15 protein-coding genes are annotated in these 16,924 nt (G+C 42.7%); 10 read left to right on the forward strand and 5 right to left on the reverse strand.

All coding sequences use genetic code 11. The features are described 5' to 3' along the window. The first annotated feature begins 178 nt into the window (after nt 1-178). From NQ508_RS02745 to NQ508_RS14095, 7 genes are all read left to right on the forward strand, one after another. Nucleotides 179-841, forward strand: coding sequence for an amino acid ABC transporter permease (locus NQ508_RS02745; RefSeq protein WP_006428669.1), 663 nt, complete (start codon nt 179-181; stop codon nt 839-841). A gap of 76 nt (nt 842-917) precedes the next feature. Next, nucleotides 918-1,763 (forward strand): transporter substrate-binding domain-containing protein, encoded by an 846-nt coding sequence (locus tag NQ508_RS02750; RefSeq protein ID WP_044920568.1) that lies wholly within the window; start codon nt 918-920, stop codon nt 1,761-1,763. 42 nt (nt 1,764-1,805) lie between these two features. Continuing rightward, the gene (locus NQ508_RS02755; protein WP_044920574.1) at nt 1,806-2,546 is read left to right on the forward strand and encodes an amino acid ABC transporter ATP-binding protein; all 741 of its coding nucleotides are present in this window, start codon (nt 1,806-1,808) and stop codon (nt 2,544-2,546) included. A gap of 56 nt (nt 2,547-2,602) precedes the next feature. After that, nucleotides 2,603-3,826: a M20 metallopeptidase family protein gene (locus tag NQ508_RS02760; RefSeq protein WP_006428666.1), complete on the forward strand. Its 1,224-nt coding sequence runs from the start codon at nt 2,603-2,605 to the stop codon at nt 3,824-3,826. 22 nt (nt 3,827-3,848) lie between these two features. Next, a complete protein-coding gene (locus NQ508_RS02765) occupies nt 3,849-5,015 on the forward strand; it encodes a MalY/PatB family protein (RefSeq protein WP_006428665.1) in 1,167 nt (388 codons plus the stop codon). A gap of 101 nt (nt 5,016-5,116) precedes the next feature. After that, nucleotides 5,117-6,244, forward strand: coding sequence for a helix-turn-helix domain-containing protein (locus NQ508_RS02770; RefSeq protein WP_006428664.1), 1,128 nt, complete (start codon nt 5,117-5,119; stop codon nt 6,242-6,244). A gap of 11 nt (nt 6,245-6,255) precedes the next feature. Further along, nucleotides 6,256-8,409 carry a double-cubane-cluster-containing anaerobic reductase gene (locus NQ508_RS14095; RefSeq protein WP_006428663.1) on the forward strand — a complete coding sequence of 718 codons (2,154 nt, stop codon included), beginning with the start codon at nt 6,256-6,258 and terminating at the stop codon, nt 8,407-8,409. 143 nt (nt 8,410-8,552) lie between these two features. Here the strand turns inward: NQ508_RS14095 and NQ508_RS02785 are convergent, their stop codons facing one another. Continuing rightward, nucleotides 8,553-9,239, reverse strand: coding sequence for a 4Fe-4S double cluster binding domain-containing protein (locus NQ508_RS02785; RefSeq protein WP_022415070.1), 687 nt, complete (start codon nt 9,237-9,239; stop codon nt 8,553-8,555). A gap of 98 nt (nt 9,240-9,337) precedes the next feature. Between NQ508_RS02785 and NQ508_RS02790 the strand changes: the two genes are divergently transcribed. The 3 genes from NQ508_RS02790 to feoB all read left to right on the forward strand — a co-directional run bounded on the left by NQ508_RS02790 (nt 9,338) and on the right by feoB (nt 13,488). Then, nucleotides 9,338-10,378: an XdhC family protein gene (locus NQ508_RS02790; protein WP_006428661.1), complete on the forward strand. Its 1,041-nt coding sequence runs from the start codon at nt 9,338-9,340 to the stop codon at nt 10,376-10,378. A 35-nt stretch (nt 10,379-10,413) separates the two neighbouring features. Further along, nucleotides 10,414-10,971, forward strand: a complete 558-nt coding sequence (gene cyaB / locus NQ508_RS02795; protein ID WP_006428660.1) for a class IV adenylate cyclase — start codon at nt 10,414-10,416, stop codon at nt 10,969-10,971. A 174-nt stretch (nt 10,972-11,145) separates the two neighbouring features. Beyond that, entirely contained in the window at nt 11,146-13,488 is a 2,343-nt protein-coding gene (gene feoB / locus NQ508_RS02800) for a ferrous iron transport protein B (protein ID WP_006428659.1), read from the forward strand. 69 nt (nt 13,489-13,557) lie between these two features. Here feoB and NQ508_RS02805 read toward each other — a convergent pair whose 3' ends face one another. From NQ508_RS02805 to NQ508_RS02820, 4 genes are all read right to left on the reverse strand, one after another. Beyond that, a complete protein-coding gene (locus NQ508_RS02805; protein WP_006428658.1) occupies nt 13,558-14,541 on the reverse strand; it encodes a bile acid:sodium symporter family protein in 984 nt (327 codons plus the stop codon). A gap of 3 nt (nt 14,542-14,544) precedes the next feature. Next, nucleotides 14,545-15,384 carry a pantoate--beta-alanine ligase gene (gene panC, locus NQ508_RS02810; RefSeq protein ID WP_006428657.1) on the reverse strand — a complete coding sequence of 280 codons (840 nt, stop codon included), beginning with the start codon at nt 15,382-15,384 and terminating at the stop codon, nt 14,545-14,547. A 106-nt stretch (nt 15,385-15,490) separates the two neighbouring features. Continuing rightward, entirely contained in the window at nt 15,491-15,883 is a 393-nt protein-coding gene (gene panD / locus NQ508_RS02815) for an aspartate 1-decarboxylase (RefSeq protein WP_006428656.1), read from the reverse strand. Nucleotides 15,884-16,145: 262 nt separating this feature from the next. After that, nucleotides 16,146-16,910 carry an acyl-CoA dehydratase activase gene (locus tag NQ508_RS02820; RefSeq protein WP_006428655.1) on the reverse strand — a complete coding sequence of 255 codons (765 nt, stop codon included), beginning with the start codon at nt 16,908-16,910 and terminating at the stop codon, nt 16,146-16,148. Nucleotides 16,911-16,924: the final 14 nt, after the last annotated feature.

Genomic DNA, 16,924 nt, shown 5'->3' on the forward strand with positions numbered 1-16,924 from the left:
ACATTTACTTAAAGAAAAATATATAGAAAACTTCTATAAATCATAATGCTTATAGAATATGTGCGAAAGATACAAAAATAAACAAATGCTTTGTAGGTCTATGACGATGAAAAATAATTTGAAAATGTTAAAATGTTAACTTGTTAGGAATAGAAATAACAGGTCTGGAGTAGGTGAAATGTTTAAAGTAAGTTATTTTTTGGAAGTCCTGCCGATTATTGCGAGTAAAGTTAATATTACATTTGAATTAACGGTAGCTGCGACAATATTCGCACTGATTGTGGGAGTCATTATTGCAATCATCGGTTATTACAAAATTCCGGTGTTGTATCAGCTGACCAGAGTGTATGTCTCTATTATGCGAGGTACACCGGTCGTAGCACAGTTATATTTCTTCTATTATGGAATTGCATTATACAGTGCATTTGTAAGAAATATGACACCTCTTATCGCAGTAGCGGTAGTTATGAGTTTTAATATGGGAGCTTTTATGTCAGAAAGTATCAGAGGAGCATTATTATCCGTTGATGAAGGACAGAAAGAAGCTGCATATTCACTGGGAATGACGAATTTTCAGCTGGTTACGAGAATCGTAATTCCACAGGCTGTACGTGTGGCATTGCCGCCGCTTTTTAACGACATCATTAATTTGATCAAGATGACTTCACTTGCATTTATGCTTGGGGTACCGGATATCATGGGAGCCGCCAAGATTGAGGGAGCCAGAACGTTCAGATATTTTGAAATTTATGCGGCCGTTATGCTGGTGTACTGGCTGATCATATTTGTGCTTGGAATCTTACACAAATTATTAGAAAAGAAATGTGCAAATATGTATTAAGACAAGATCTTAAATGGAACAACCCCATTAAGATAGATGCATTATCATTTATATGACAAAGAGGAGATTAAGTATTATGAAAAAACGTGTATTAGCTGCTTTATTAGTAACTATGATGACAGTAGGAACTGTTGCAGGATGCGGAAGCAATGCCAAATCTGATGATTCAGATAAAAAAGCAAGTTCAGAGTCTAAGAGTGATGACAAAAAAGATTCCGGAAAGAAAGTAACAGTTGTTACATCTGGAACAGGAGAACCATACAGCCTTATTTCTGATGATGGAAAATGGACAGGTATCGACGCAGAGATGTGGGATGAAATTGAAAAACGTACCGGATGGGAAGTAGAAGTAAAACAGGCTTCTTTCGATGCTATGTGGGGAGAACTGGATACAGGACGTGCTGATGTAGTTGCAAACTGCCTTGCAGTAAAAGAAGAAAGAACAGACAAATATAATGCAACAATCCCATACTACGGAGATTCACAGTGCATTATCGTAAATGATGATTCTGATTACAAGACATCTGATGATTTAAAGGGAAAGACTGTAGGATGTACAAACGGACAGGCTGCACAGACAATCATCGAAGACATGGCGAAAGAAAAAGGATTTACAGTAAAACTTTATGAAGACAGTGCTGTAGGTATGAACGATCTGAAACTTGGAAGAATTGATGCATATGCGAATACAACAACAAATGTAAATGCATTTACACATAACAATACAGATGCAAAATTCCGTTTCTTTGATGAACAGCTTCTGGCAAATAATGTAGCTTATTTCCTCCAAAAAACAGATGACGGAGATAAACTGACAAAAGAATTAGATGATGTAATCCAGGATATGTTAGATGACGGAACAGTAGCAAAGATTACTGAAAAATGGATGTATGCTGATATGACAAAATTAATCCAGAAATAAGAAAAGTCAGGAAGATTAAAACGTATGGGAACAGAAACACAGTTGGTTAAGGTTGAACATTTATATAAAGAATTTGATGAAAATACAAAAGTATTAGAAGATATCAATCTGACGATCAATAAGAATGAAGTGATTGCAATTTTAGGACCTTCGGGAACTGGTAAATCTACATTACTCAGATGTCTGAATTACCTGACAGTACCGACAAAGGGAAAAATAACAATTGGTGATGTAACGGTAGATGCACAGAACCATACAAAGAAGGATGTAATAGAATTGAGAAAACATTCTTCCATGGTATTTCAGGGATATAATCTTTTCAAGAATAAGACTGCATTAGAAAATGTAATGGAAGCGCTGACCGTTGTACAAAAAAAGTCAAAGGCAGAGGCGGAAAAAATTGCGTTAGAACTGCTGGATAAGGTAGGAATGAGTGAAAGAAAGGACTTTTACCCATCGAAACTGTCCGGAGGACAACAGCAGAGAGTTGGAATTGCAAGAGCACTTGCAGTAAATCCGAATGTGGTATTATTTGATGAGCCGACATCGGCATTGGATCCGGAACTGGTAGGAGAAGTACTGAATACGATCAAATCTCTTGCCGAAGAAGGAACGACAATGATTCTGGTTACGCATGAGATTGGATTTGCAAGAGAAGTAGCAAGCAGAATCCTGTTCATGGACGGAGGAAGAATTGCAGCCGATGGAAGACCGGAAGAAATCATCGATCATCCAGAGAATCAAAGACTTCAGCAGTTCCTGAATTTTGTTAATCGGAAATAGAATGACTGAAAGGTCTGCACAGGATTTGTGCAGGCCTTTTTTGAGGAGTTGGTACAATGAGCAATATAAATGATAAGATAAGACAAATTGCAAAAGAGACAGAACCGGAACTGATCCATATCAGAAGAGAACTGCATCAGTATCCGGAGCTTGGAATCGATCTTCCAAAGACACACGAGATCATCAGCCGTGAGTTACATAAAATTCCAGGCCTTAAGATAAGAGAACATGCTGCCGGTGGGTATGGTCTGATCGCAGAACTTAAGGGGAAGAAAGAGCAAGGGAAAAATGTTCTGCTGCGGGCAGATATAGATGCACTTCCACTGGAAGAAAAAGTGGAAAGTGATTATAAATCCAGATATGATGGATGTATGCATGCATGCGGACACGACGGACATGCGACATGGCTGATCGGTGCGGCAAAGATTCTGGCGCAGTTGACAGATGAATTCGGCGGATGTATAAGATTTGCATTTCAGCCGGGGGAAGAAGTCGGACTTGGTGCGGATACAATGATAGAAGAAGATAAAGTACTGGAAGATCCGAAGATGGATATGGCATTTGCTGCACATGGCTGGCCATCTGTGGAGAGTGGAAAGATCGGAATCGTGAGACGCTATGCATTTGGCTGTGTGGGAGATTTTAAAGTCAGAATTATCGGAAAGAAGGGGCATGCATCATGGCCGGAGCAGACGGTTGATCCGATTGCGGCGGCAAATGAGATCTACCAGCATATCCCGGCAATACTGACACGTACAGTCAGCGGAACAGAGCCTAAGATCATGTCAGTTACTTATATGCAGGCAGGGGATGTGAATGTCAGAAATATCATTCCACAGGACTGCGTATTTGGCGGAACGATGAGGGCCGTAAAACGAGAAGTTCTGGAAAAAATGAAAGCAGAACTGGAAAAAGAGATCAAAGGAATCTGCCAGGTATACGGAACTTCTTATGAGGCAGATATCAGGATTCATGGTGGAAGTGTAAAGAATGCTCCGGAATTATTAAATGGAGTGAAAAAGTCAGCGGCAGATGTACTTGGAAAGAAAAATGTTTACATCATAGAAGAGGACAATCTGGGCGGAGAAAATTTTGCGGAATATAGCAGCCGTGTTCCAGCGGTCTATATGTTTATTGGAATAAAACCGGAAGAGAAAGAAGCGATTCCGGGTCTGCACAGTCCGGAATATCAGTTTGATGATACGGTACTGGCAGGAGCAGCCGCTGCATTTGCCAATATTGCGATTCACGGCTGTATGGGAGAACTGAAAGAAAATTAAAAAGAACAGGAGAGGTATCAGAATGGAAAAGCTGGTTTATGTAGACCGAAGAAATACAAACTGTAATAAATGGGACGGACAGCAGAAAATGTTCGGAGAAGAAGGACTTCATGCAATGTGGGTGGCAGATATGGACTTCCGTGTACCGGAGTGTGTAGTCAGTGCACTGAGGGAATATGTGGAATCCGGAGTGTATGGGTATTATAAGATTCCGGATGCTTATTATCAGGCATTCATTGACTGGGAGAGAGAACATCACGGATATGAAGTGAAAAAAGAATGGATCCGGTTTTCACCGGGAGTTGTAGCAGGATTCCACTGGCTGTTGCAGATTCTGACAGAAGAAAATGATGCGGTAATTGTAAATACACCGGTATACTATCCGTTTTTAGACGCAGTAAAGAACAATCACAGAAATTTAATCTGTTCCGATCTTAAGAACGAGAATGGAGAATACTCGATTGATTTCGATGATTTTGAGAAAAAGATCACAGATCATCAGGTGAAATTATTTATTTTGTGTTCACCACATAATCCGGCGGGAAGAGTATGGAAAAAAGAAGAGTTAAAGCGGCTTTTTGAAATCTGCAGAGCGCATCAGGTGTATATTATATCAGATGAGATCCATCAGGATCTGGTATTTGGAGAGAATAAGCATATCCCATCTTTGTCAACCGGAGAGTATGATGATATTATGGTATCGATCGTGGCTGCATCGAAGACATTCAATATTGCGGGTGCACAGAATTCTATGGTGATCATTCCGGATGAAAAACTTCAGGAAAAGTGGGATGCTTATGTAAAAGGCAACAGAGTACTGGGAGGAAATGCTTTTGGTTATGTTGCAGCGCAGGCTGCATATACAGGAGGTAATGAATGGCTGACACTGGTACTGGATCAGATTGAAGAGAATTATCAATATCTGAAAGCAGAACTTGCGGAAAAACTTCCGGAGGCGGTTGTGACTCCGCTGGAAGGAACGTATCTTTGCTGGATCAATCTGGAAGCATATGTAAGTGCAGATGAGATGAAAGAAGTGATCCAGAAGAAGTGCCGTCTGGCCGTTGATTTCGGTGACTGGTTCGGCGGAGAACGCTTTGGTACGTTTATAAGAATGAATCTTGCGACATCAAAAGAGAATGTAGAGATTGGTGTCAATGCGTTGATCATGAACTTAATGAGAAAATAGCTATAGAAATTATCAATAAGATCGAATCACTGGCATATGATTTTCTATTTGACAGATAGAATTTTCTACGAGAAAATATCTGTATATGGAGTGAAAAAGATATGTATGAGATTGATGTCTGTTATAAAATAATTTTTGAAGCAATGCTGGAAAAGCCGGAATTGAAGAGTATTGCTGAAAAGATAAATAAATATACGGGTGCGAAGATAATATTTGTGTCAGGGTCTGGAAAGATCCTGGCATATTCGTATGCATGCGAGCAGGATAACAGCGAATCTGTCAAATGGAACCATGTAACATTTTCTGAATATGAGAAGTTCCGTCGGGGAGAGGCTGCAGGAGCGTATCAGATTGCTTTGAAACCGGTTGAAATACCGGGAAGGCCAGACGGATATGTAGTCATTTTGTATTCGGAAGAAGAGTTCCGGCAGTTTTTTGAAGAGCTGGCAGGTGTGCTCGGACAGGCAGTAAAGCATTATTTCGCGGAAGCAGAGAAAGAGCTGGTGGTTTTACAGCCGATGCGTGAAGCGCTGCTTGCTTGGAGTCTGTTCCATGGAAAGACAGAAGGAATACGGCAGATAGAAGAGATATGGGCCGGACAGTATATAGAAGTGATGGTATTAAAAAAAGATCTTAAGGGAAAACAGGTTTTGTGGGTAAAAGGAATATGGGACAGTTATTGTATCTGCGAAGAAACGGACAGGATCCTAATATTATTTTATGGATTAAGAACAAGAAATACGGAAGAAGTTTACCGGAAGATCACGGAAAAAGGGATAAGATGCAGCATCAGTGAACCATATGGAAAATTAGACAGATGCGAGGCAAAGTATAAGTTGTTAAATCGTATGGCGATGGTGAGCGGACTGGAAAATGATCCGGTTATGAAACGGGAAAAGGAATGGTCGGTACAGGGACTTTATACATATACAACACCGCTCTTTAAAGAAGCGGGATTAAGTGATTACCGGTTGTTACGGCTGCTTCAGGAAGACAGAGAGAATAATACGGATCTCTACTATACATTAAAGGTATATCTGCTGAATGAAAATAATGTAACAATGGCGGCAGACAGCCTTCATATTCACAGAAATACACTGGTCTACCGGTTAAAGCAGATCAGGGAATGTATAGAAGCTGATATCAATGATAACGAAACAGCAAGGGAACTGCTGGCATTTATGATGATGTATGACGTGTCGAGACAAGATCAGAAAAGGCAAAAGTAAGGAGAGCATATATGAAACTGGTGCAGAATTTACCAGAGATATTTGAAGAGTTTGGAGAAAAAAAGAGAGAAGCATTTCTGGAAATAAAAGAATATAAGGATAAGGGAATTCCGGTTATAGGGATGTATTGTGCCTATTTCCCGACAGAACTTGCAATGGCAGCGGGAGCAATCCCGGTAGGCCTTTGCTCTTTTTCAAATGAGACGATCACGGCTGCGGAACGCGATCTGCCGAAAAGTATGTGTCCGCTGGTAAAATCCAGTTATGGATTTGCGATCAGTGACAGATGTCCGTTTTTTCATTTTGCTGATCTTGTGATCGGAGAGACGACCTGTGACGGAAAAAAGAAGATGTACGAGCTGATGTCGGAATTCAAGCCAGTTCATGTAATGGAACTTCCGAACAGTCAATCCGAAAGAGGACTTGCTTTCTGGAAAAGTGAGATTATTCGTACAAAAGAATATCTGGAAGAATTCTTTCATATAGTGATTACGGAAGAGATGATCCGTGATGCAGTACATTTAAATAATGAGATCCGTATGTCGTTGAAGAACCTTTGCGAATTGATGAAACTGGATCCGGCTCCTGTAAAGGGGGAAGATATCCAGAAGATGGTGCAGGGGAGTAAATATCGATTCGATTTTGCAACAACTCCGGGAGTGGTGAAAGAAGTGATCGATAAGATCATGACAGAATACAGACAGGGAAAGCATCTGGAAAAACGCCCGAGAATACTGGTGACAGGATGCCCGATTGGCGGCGACAGCCTGAAAGTGATCCGTGCGATAGAAGATAATGGCGGAGTTGTTGTGGCGATTGAAAACTGCAGCGGTGTGCGGACACTGGGAAATCCGGTGGAGGAAGACTGCGAAGACATCTACGAAGCCATTGCAAGAAAATATCTGTCAACGGGATGTTCGATCATGACACCGAACGATAACCGGATCGATCTGATTGGTGAGATCATTGATGAATATCATGTAGATGGAGTTGTCGAGATGATATTGACCGGATGTCATGCGACAGGGGCAGAGTCTGTCTATATAAGAAAATTTGTGACAGAAGAGAAACACTTACCGTATATTGCGGTCGATACGGATTATTCTACTGCAGATCAGGGACAGATCGCCACCAGACTGACAGCGTTTCTGGAAATGATCCAGCCAGGGACAGATGAAGATCTGGATATCAATTATTGCTATAAGATTGTGCTGGCAGGGATGACGGAACAAAGGTCAAGAGCAGAAATTTTGGAAGAAATATGGAAATATACGCATATTCCGGTATGTATAAAGAGCGGGGAACAAGAAACAGAAGAATGGGTTGGAATCAGCAGGGAAGAAGCAGAACAGGAATGTGGAAAGAGAATGGAATATAAACTGTCAGAAAAGAATGGAGTTGTGATGGCAGTTGTTCCAGAGGGCGTCAATAAGGAAAGTGTGGAAGAACTCTTAGAATTGTTGGCAAAAAGCTATCACATGAGAACGCATACCCGTGAGACAGAAGAAAGAGAAATTCCGGATTATATGTGGATTATAACGGAAGAACCAAAAAATCTTATACATATCGGACGGGATCTGACAAAACAGGCCAGAGTGAACAAAATGCTCACCGGATTGAAGCTAAGGCAGATACAGGATAATGAATTATTTATATCGGGAATGGATGGCAAAGAAGCCAGAAACGGTATAATTGATGTGTGTCGCAAATCTATGGAAGATGAAGATGGAAAAATAATGATCGGAAATGGATTTTCGGACTGGGGGAAAAAAGAAGAGAACAGACAGTTGCAGTGGCAAGTATTGAATATGGCTGTAAGACAGAAACAGAAAGAACAGGTACTGCTTGTGGAAAATTATTACCATGAACTTGCAATTAGTTGTATCAGTGAGAATCTGGGACAGGAAAACATATATCTGGAAGAATTAGAGATTTTGAAAGAGGAGGATAGGAAAACGGGAAAAGAACTTTATAAGACTTTGTACTGGTACCTTCGGATGAAACGGAACGTTGCACAGACGGCCGCAAGACTTAGGATCCACAGAAATACATTACTGCCAAGAATTGCACGGATCAATGAGCTTTTAGATCTGGATGAAAAAGACGGAATGGAATGTGAAAGAATTCTGATGGGAATGGAAATAGAAAAGTTAAAAAATGACTGATACGCAGGGTATCGGTCATTTTTTTAATTATGTTTAAATTCTTCAGACATTCGATACCCACGGAATAAAAGTTAGGATTCCTAACTTTTATGTAGGTCCAGGTAGCCAGTCTGATGCATTAAATACCAATTTTATTATGTATATTACTGTTTCTGCTTCAAATATTGCTTCGTATAAGTACAGACCGCAAAGCACTTCCCGCACAGATCCGTATCAATCCCAGTACTCTTTCGCATAATTTCCCGCTGCTTCTTATAACATGCAGAAACAGATACGATATCTTCGCGTGGCATACCCGAACGCCACAATGTATTTTTCAGTGCATGTGCCGGGCAATACCGGACGCAGGCATGACAGGCACCGCACTGAGAGCGTGTAACCGGAGCATCGCAGGTCAGCGGGGCATCGGTCAGAAGAGAAGAAATCCTTACAGCAGAGCCATATTGTGGTGTTACAAGCAGACAGTTTTTGCCGATCCAGCCGAGGCCGGCTCTGGTGGCAACAGTTTTGTGAGGTAAAGGACTGCGGTTGTCCGAGTCTACTGTTATCCGGTCTGTTGTCTGGGCATAAGCCTGGTATCCTCTGCCTGTCAGATATTTTTCACCGGCAGTTACAATGGCATTCAGTTTGTCGTTCAAAGTAGTATACAGTTTGTAGTATTCTCTGGTTGGAGCAAGTTGAAGATCTTTGATGACATGTTTCGGCAAGGGAATTGCGACTGCAATTCCAACCGGATAGTCAGAAGATGGAACTGCGGTCAGATCCCCAATTCCGACCAAAGCAGCACCCTGTGAGATCATATAATCTCTGAATTCTTTTGTGGGATTCATAAAAATCCCTCCTTTCAGAACATTTCCGTTCATTGACTTATTGTACATTCAATTTTACAATAGAATGCAGAAGAAAGATAGTGGGAAGGGAAACTATTATGGAAAGTAGAATGATGGAATTAATGGAAGCGATTCAGGAAAGTGAAGGACAGGCAGAACGCAGGGTGCTTACTTTGCTGGGCGGCAGATACATTTCTGAAAAGGCACTGGTCATAGATGGAAAAATTGTCTGGGAAAGCAGGAAAAATGGTTATTTTCATGGATATACAGATGAGATAAAGAATATTACAGAAAGTGGAATCACCTATATTGGAAATGAGAAAGTATTCTGCGATACATTGGGACAGGAAAAACAGATTGTGATCTGTGGTGCCGGTCATGTGTCGATTCCGGTGATTAAAATGGCAGTGATGATGGACTGTGAGGTAATTGTACTGGAAGATCGTCCGATGTATGCGGATCATGCAAGAATGGCCGGGGCGTCACAGGTTATCTGTGAACCATTCGAAGAAGCACTGGACAAGATACAGGGAAGTGCGGATACGTATTTTGTGATCCTGACGAGAGGACACCGGTATGACCAGATCTGTCTGGAGAAAATAGCTGCAAAAGAGCATGCCTATATCGGTATGATCGGAAGCCGCAGAAGAACAGCACTGGTAAAACAAAGTCTGGCGGAAAAAGGCGTGGATCAGGAGGTGCTGGATGCAGTGTATACACCGATCGGTCTGGATATCGGAGCGCAGACACCGGCAGAGATCGGAGTGGCAATTATTGCAGAGATTATTGAAGTAAAGAACAGGAAGAAACGGACTTATGGATATTCCAAAGAAATTATGCGTGCGCTGACTGCTCAGGAACCGTATCCGGAAAAGAAGATAATGGCAACGATCATTACCAGACATGGTTCCGCACCACAGGGGCTGGGAACCAAAATGCTGATATACAGAGATGGCCGCTGCGTTGGGACGATCGGCGGTGGATGTATGGAAGCAAGAGTCATCCAGATTGCCAGACTTATGGCAGCAGGAGAGGGAGAACAGGCAAGGATCTGCCATGTAGACATGACCGGAAATGAAGCCGAAGAAGAAGGTATGGTCTGTGGCGGGGAAGTGGATGTATTTCTGGAAATCGTCTAAGCGCGGAAAACAGAATCATCGGAGGCATTAAAAAGATGATAGAAGTAGAGGTTAAAATACCCATTGAAAATATAGAAAAGATAAAGCAAAAATTGCTTGAAACAGGGTTCATATATCAGAAAACCGTTGTGGAGACGGATACTTATTTTACCAGTGATCACTATGATATGCGGAAGAAGGACAAGGCACTGCGCATCCGTAAGACGGAGAATCTGGATACGGGAGAAGTAAAAGCACAGCTTAACTGCAAAGGACCGAAATTAGACCAGGTATCCATGACCAGGAAAGAAACAGAGATTGATATCTATGAGCCGGAAAAGATGGAAGACATTCTTAAAGAACTTGAATTTTATCCAGCGTCTTGCAGAGTGAAGAAGACAAGATGTTATTATATAAAAGATCATATGACAGCGGCTGCAGATAAGGTAGAGAATCTGGGCAACTTTCTGGAATTGGAGATAATTGTTGCAAAAGAAGAAGAACGAGCAGGTGGATTGGATATGATATATGAACTAATGAGAATGTTGGGATGCGAAAAGACAGAGACAGTAAGGGATTCATATCTGTCAATGTTAGAAAAACGAGGTGTCTAACATCAGAAAGAGCCATAAGGGACAGATAAAGAGCCAAAATTCCCCGTCCCCGTGGTTAGCTGTTGACAAAAATTATCGATAAGCCTATACTAACCTTACGAGTTGAGAAATATTATCAGTAACAGTGGAAATAATACCACTGCCTGTAGATAAATTTGGAAGGAAGTACAGACGATGACATTAAAAGAATTACCGATCGGCAAAAGTGCAACCTTGACAGTTGTAGGTGGAGAAGGTGCATTGAGACAGCATTTTCTGGATATGGGACTTATTCCGGGGGCAGACGTTACCATGGTAAAATACGCACCAATGGGTGATCCGGTGGAACTTCGTATCCATAGTTATGAACTGACACTCAGGCTTGCAGATGCGGAAAAGATAGAGATTACAGATGTCCGTGATGAGATTAAGATTAAGAATCAGATTCCGAAAGAGAAGATTGATCATCCGGGACTTGGAGAAGGTGGAAAATATCATGAAAAAGCAGATGAAAATCCACTGCCGGATGGAACAACACTGACATTTGCACTGGCAGGAAATCAGAATTGCGGAAAGACGACACTGTTCAACCAGCTGACCGGCTCTAATCAGCATGTGGGAAATTTCCCGGGAGTGACAGTTGACCGTAAAGATGGAGTGATCAAGGAACACAGTGATACCCTGGTGACAGATCTGCCGGGAATCTACTCTATGTCGCCGTATTCCAGTGAAGAGATCGTGACCAGGAACTTTGTGTTAAATGAGCATCCAAAGGGAATCATCAATATCGTGGATGCAACCAATATTGAGCGGAACCTGTATCTGACCATGCAGCTGATGGAGCTGGATATTCCTATGGTTCTGGCACTGAATATGATGGATGAGGTGCGGGACAACGGCGGTTCGATCCTGGTAAATGAGATGGAGCAGGAACTTGGAATACCGGTTATTCCAATCTCGGCTGCGAAGAATGAAGGAATTGGCGAACTGATTGAGCATGCCGTGCATGTGGCAAAATATCAGGAAAGTCCGGGGAGACAGGATTTCTGTGATGCAGATGACCATGGCGGGGCAGTACACAGATGCCTGCACGGGATCATGCATCTGATCGAGGATCATGCGAAGAAGGCAGACATTCCGGTAAGATTTGCGGCATGCAAACTGGCAGAAGGGGATGAACTGATCCTGGAACAGCTCAAGCTGGATGAGAATGAAAAACAGCTCCTGGAGCATATTGTAAAGCAGATGGAACAGGAACGTGGACTTGATCGGTCCGCAGCAATTGCAGATATGCGTTTTACATTTATTGAGAAGATCTGTGATGCTACGGTTGTGAAGCCGAAAGAAAGCAAGGAACATCTGCGAAGTGCGAAGATGGATAAGATCCTGACGGGAAAATATACAGCTATTCCATGCTTTGTTGCAATTATGGCGGCTGTATTCTGGCTGACATTTAATGTGATCGGAGCTGCGTTGTCGAATCTGCTGGATATGGGAATCTCTGCACTTACGAATCTGGTAGATGGTGCGTTGACATCCTGGAATGTCAATTCCGTTATTCATTCGCTGGTAATCGATGGAATCTTTAATGGTGTGGGAAGTGTGTTAAGTTTCCTTCCGGTTATCGTTACCTTATTCTTTTTCCTGTCCATTCTGGAAGACAGCGGATATATGGCAAGAGTTGCATTTGTGATGGATAAATTACTCCGTAAGATCGGACTTTCCGGACGGAGTATCGTACCGATGCTGGTAGGATTCGGATGTACGGTTCCCGGTGTTATGGCGAGCAGGACACTGCCTTCGGAGAGAGACCGTAAGATGACGATCCTTCTGACACCATTTATGAGCTGCTCGGCGAAACTCCCGATTTATGCATTTTTTACGGCAGCATTTTTCCCAAAACAAGGAGCAGTAGTGATGGTAGCGTTATATTTTGGTGGAATACTGATGGGAATTCTGATGGCGCTGCTTTTAAGAGGAACGATGTTCAAAGGTGAGGCCGTACCGTTTGTCATGGAACTTCCGAATTACCGTATGCCGGGAGCAAAGAATGTAGGGCAGCTTCTGTGGGAAAAAGCAAAGGACTTTTTGCAGAGAGCATTTACCGTAATCTTCTTTGCAACAATTATCATCTGGTTCCTGCAGACATTTAACTTACACATGAATGTGGTAGCAGATTCCAAGGACAGTATCCTGGCAGTTGTGGCAGGAATCATTGCACCGGTATTCCTTCCGCTTGGTTTCGGAAACTGGAAGATTTCTACTGCACTGATCACAGGATTTATGGCAAAGGAAAGTGTGGTATCTACGCTTTCGGTACTCTTTGGAAGTACGGCAGAACTGACGGGAGCAATTACACCGGTGGCAGCCGCAAGCCTTTTGGTCTTCTGCCTGTTGTATACACCATGTGTTGCGGCAATTGCATCGATCAAGAGAGAACTTGGCGCAAAATGGGCGGCATATGTGGTGCTGGGACAGTGTGTGGTTGCGTGGATCGCAGCATTTATCGTGCATCTGATTGGTACGTTGGTGATGTAAAGAGTCATAAAAAACTCCTGTGGATGGAATTAGATATGTTCCATTCACAGGAGTTTTTTGCTGCATATATTAAATTACATGCTCTGCTTTTGCTATTTGTTCTTTTATCTTATATCTTCCGCTGCGCCGGAGACTTGCGAATAAAGAGCCCGAAATATTGTGCCATATACTGAAGATCGCCCCAGGCAGTGTGGCAAATGGGTTTGCGGCAAAGTTTGCGGTGGCAAGTGTGATAGCAAGACCGCTGTTCTGCATACCGACTTCGATCGCAAGGGCGGTTGCTTTGTCATATTCCACATGGAAGATGCGTCCGGCAAGTAATCCAAGTCCCATACCTGCAAGATTATGTAAGATAACGATACAGAGTACGAGGAATCCGGATGTCATGATCTTTTCCGCATTTACTGCGACGATTCCGCTGATGATCATGACGATGGATACAACGGAGATCAGTGGAAGGATGCTGGATAATTTCTCAATATGTCTGCCGATCAGTTTGCGGAGAAGGATACCCAGAAGAACCGGGATCAGTACGACCTTTACAACCGAGATTACCATCCCCGGGAAAGATACCTGAACCCATGCACCGGCAAGTAAATATACCAGAAGAGGTGTCATAACCGGTGCTGCCAGAGTTGAAGTGATCGTCATACCGACAGAAAGTGCAACATCACCACCTGCGATATAAGTGATCACATTGCTGGCAGTTCCACCAGGGCAGCATCCGACCAGGATGACACCAAGTGCGATATCCGTTGGCAGATGAAGGAGGACCGAGAGTCCCCATGCGATCAGCGGCATAATCGTATATTGTGCGGCAAATCCGATAATGATCTCTTTGGGTCTGGTAAATACCACTTTAAAATCTCCGATATGAATCGTCAGTCCCATGCCGAACATGGCAACGCCGAGAAAGATCGAAGTATAGTTTGTAGTCCATGCAAATCCATCACGCCAGAAGAAGGCAATGACAGAAAAGCAGATAATGATCATTCCAATATATTTGGTAAGAACAGAGCTGATCCGTGATAATACCTTTGTTATCTGCTCCATATATTATACCTCGTAACTGAAATTGTCGATGAGTCGGGTCTTTCCGATATAAACTGCCATAGCAACCAGGACGTCAGCATTTACAGAGTCAACAGGCTGCATGCTGAGTGCATCGACCATGGATACGTAATCGATATGTGCCAGCGGTTCACCGTTTATGATCTCACACATCGGTTCTAATACTTCAGATGCGGCAATACCATTTCGGATCAGTTCCTGACCTTTCTTTACAGCTTTTGAAAGGCAGAGGGCAGCTTTGCGTTCTTCGCAGCTTAAGTATGTATTACGGGAAGATTTGGCAAGTCCGTCTTCTTCACGTACGATCGGGCATCCGACAATCTGGATATCAAAGTTCAGATCCAGAACCATTTTGCGGATGATAGCAAGCTGCTGTGCATCTTTCTGTCCAAAGTAAGCACGGTTTGGTTTTACGATGTTAAATAACTTTGATACAACGGTACACACCCCTTTGAAATGGATCGGACGCGTCTTACCGCACAGCGTATCAGATAAAGTATCGATACTGACAAATGCGTGTGGATCATGATACATTTCCGCCGGTGACGGACAGAAGATCAGATCTGCTCCGATGCTTTCACAAAGTGCACTGTCGCGGTCAAAGTCTCTTGGATAAGCTTCCAGATCTTCATTCGGTCCAAACTGTGTCGGATTGACGAAATCAGATACAACAACGATATCATTTTCCTCGCGGCAGCGACGGATCAGACTGGCATGTCCCTCATGGAGATATCCCATAGTAGGGACAAGACCGATGGTCTTACCTTCTTTCTTCCAGTTATTTACGAGTTCTCTTGTTTTTTCAATTGTGTTAGTTACCTGCATTGGTATTCTCCTTTATTCGTTATAATTCGGAGAGTTCTCTTCTGAATACACTGTGATCTCTGGTGATTGCATGTAATAAAATATGTTGTGATAATTGAGTATCTTTTTATTCCATGTCTTTTAACAGTCCGTGACGTTCATAATTGGTCACGCGGTTTACCTTGTTCTCCTCATCTACGAATACAACCGCAGGTTTGTGTTCTTTTGCTTCATCCGGCGTATACTGTCCGTAAGCCATGATGATGATCTTATCTCCGGTACTGACACATCTTGCAGCAGCTCCGTTTAAGCAGATCATTCCACTGCCACGCTGTCCGCTGATGGTGTACGTTTCGAAACGGCTTCCGTTGTTTACATCAACGATCTGGACTTTCTCATATTCGAGAATTCCAGCAGCCTCCAGTAATGCTTCATCCACCGTAATGCTTCCTACATAATCAAGTTCTGCCTGAACGACAGTAGCGCGGTGGATCTTTCCTTTTAATAATTCAAGTGTCATCTCATATATCCTTTCCTTTTAAGGAAAAAAATTCAGCCAGAATACATCTGGTCCTGAGTCTTATTTCCTGAAAATATAAGCTCATTTTTGTTGAAAATTATGAGATTCCAGTGCTTCAGTTCTGAGTATGGTTCTGTCAGGGACAGATACCGTCTCCGCTGTTCATTATAAAAAGGCAGAAAAGGTATGTCAATCTATGTATACGAAAAAAAAACAGAACCGGATTTCTGAAATTATAAATCCGGTTCTGTATTATTTCTTATTATCTTTTTTTCTTTTCCTTTGCAAGGAGTGCGGCACCAAGTGCACCTGCATATCTTCCATGTTCGGTAGGAGATACGGTCTGTCCGAGTTTCTGTGAGAGAATCTTCGTGAAGTAGGTGCTGTTACTGAGTCCGCCAGTCAGGATTACTTTATCCGGCAGGTTTTTCTTCATGGCAAGTTGTGCTACCTTGTTGGCAACAGAATCGACAACACCGGCGGCAATATCTTCCCGTTTCTGTCCCTCACCGATATAGTTGATGACCTCAGATTCGGCAAATACCGTACACAGGGAACTGATCGGAAGAACAGTTCCTTTATCTGCCATATCAAACAGTTCCTGCAGGGTAACGCCTAAGCGGTTTGCCATAATCTCCAGAAATTTTCCGGTTCCGGCAGAACACTTATCATTCATCTGGAAGTCCTGTACCATGCCGCCGGACACCAGGATGATCTTGGTATCCTGTCCGCCGACATCGATAATGGCACATTCATCTCCGGCCATCTCCCGGCCGCCTCTTGCATGGCAGGTAATCTCCGTGATAACATGATCTGCAAAATCTACAGCAACACGGCCATATCCGGTTGCGACCACTTTTGAATCGTCCGACAGTACATCTACACTGTCTTCCAGTAGACGATCCTTGATCGTCTGGCAGGTTTCCTTGCTGCTCCATCCGGTTGGCAGTACAAAATGTATATCATGATCTCCTTTTACAACGACTTTGGATGCCGTAGATCCGATATCAATTCCAATATAATCCATAATAAAATTTCCTC

This window comes from Dorea longicatena (assembly GCF_025150085.1).
Classification (GTDB): Bacteria; Bacillota; Clostridia; order Lachnospirales; family Lachnospiraceae; genus Dorea_A; species Dorea_A longicatena.

Excerpts from the sequence above, each read along its gene's own strand:
- panD (WP_006428656.1), bottom strand. The coding sequence starts at position 15,883 with ATGACACTTGAATTATTAAAAGGAAAGATCCACCGCGCTACTGTCGTT.
- NQ508_RS02785 (WP_022415070.1), bottom strand. The coding sequence starts at position 9,239 with ATGAATCCCACAAAAGAATTCAGAGATTATATGATCTCACAGGGTGCT.
- NQ508_RS02805 (WP_006428658.1), bottom strand. The coding sequence starts at position 14,541 with ATGGAGCAGATAACAAAGGTATTATCACGGATCAGCTCTGTTCTTACC.
- NQ508_RS02745 (WP_006428669.1), top strand. The coding sequence starts at position 179 with ATGTTTAAAGTAAGTTATTTTTTGGAAGTCCTGCCGATTATTGCGAGT.
- cyaB (WP_006428660.1), top strand. The coding sequence starts at position 10,414 with ATGATAGAAGTAGAGGTTAAAATACCCATTGAAAATATAGAAAAGATA.
- feoB (WP_006428659.1), top strand. The coding sequence starts at position 11,146 with ATGACATTAAAAGAATTACCGATCGGCAAAAGTGCAACCTTGACAGTT.
- NQ508_RS02760 (WP_006428666.1), top strand. The coding sequence starts at position 2,603 with ATGAGCAATATAAATGATAAGATAAGACAAATTGCAAAAGAGACAGAA.
- NQ508_RS02750 (WP_044920568.1), top strand. The coding sequence starts at position 918 with ATGAAAAAACGTGTATTAGCTGCTTTATTAGTAACTATGATGACAGTA.
- panC (WP_006428657.1), bottom strand. The coding sequence starts at position 15,384 with ATGCAGGTAACTAACACAATTGAAAAAACAAGAGAACTCGTAAATAAC.
- NQ508_RS02770 (WP_006428664.1), top strand. The coding sequence starts at position 5,117 with ATGTATGAGATTGATGTCTGTTATAAAATAATTTTTGAAGCAATGCTG.
- NQ508_RS02765 (WP_006428665.1), top strand. The coding sequence starts at position 3,849 with ATGGAAAAGCTGGTTTATGTAGACCGAAGAAATACAAACTGTAATAAA.
- NQ508_RS02790 (WP_006428661.1), top strand. The coding sequence starts at position 9,338 with ATGGAAAGTAGAATGATGGAATTAATGGAAGCGATTCAGGAAAGTGAA.
- NQ508_RS14095 (WP_006428663.1), top strand. The coding sequence starts at position 6,256 with ATGAAACTGGTGCAGAATTTACCAGAGATATTTGAAGAGTTTGGAGAA.
- NQ508_RS02820 (WP_006428655.1), bottom strand. The coding sequence starts at position 16,910 with ATGGATTATATTGGAATTGATATCGGATCTACGGCATCCAAAGTCGTT.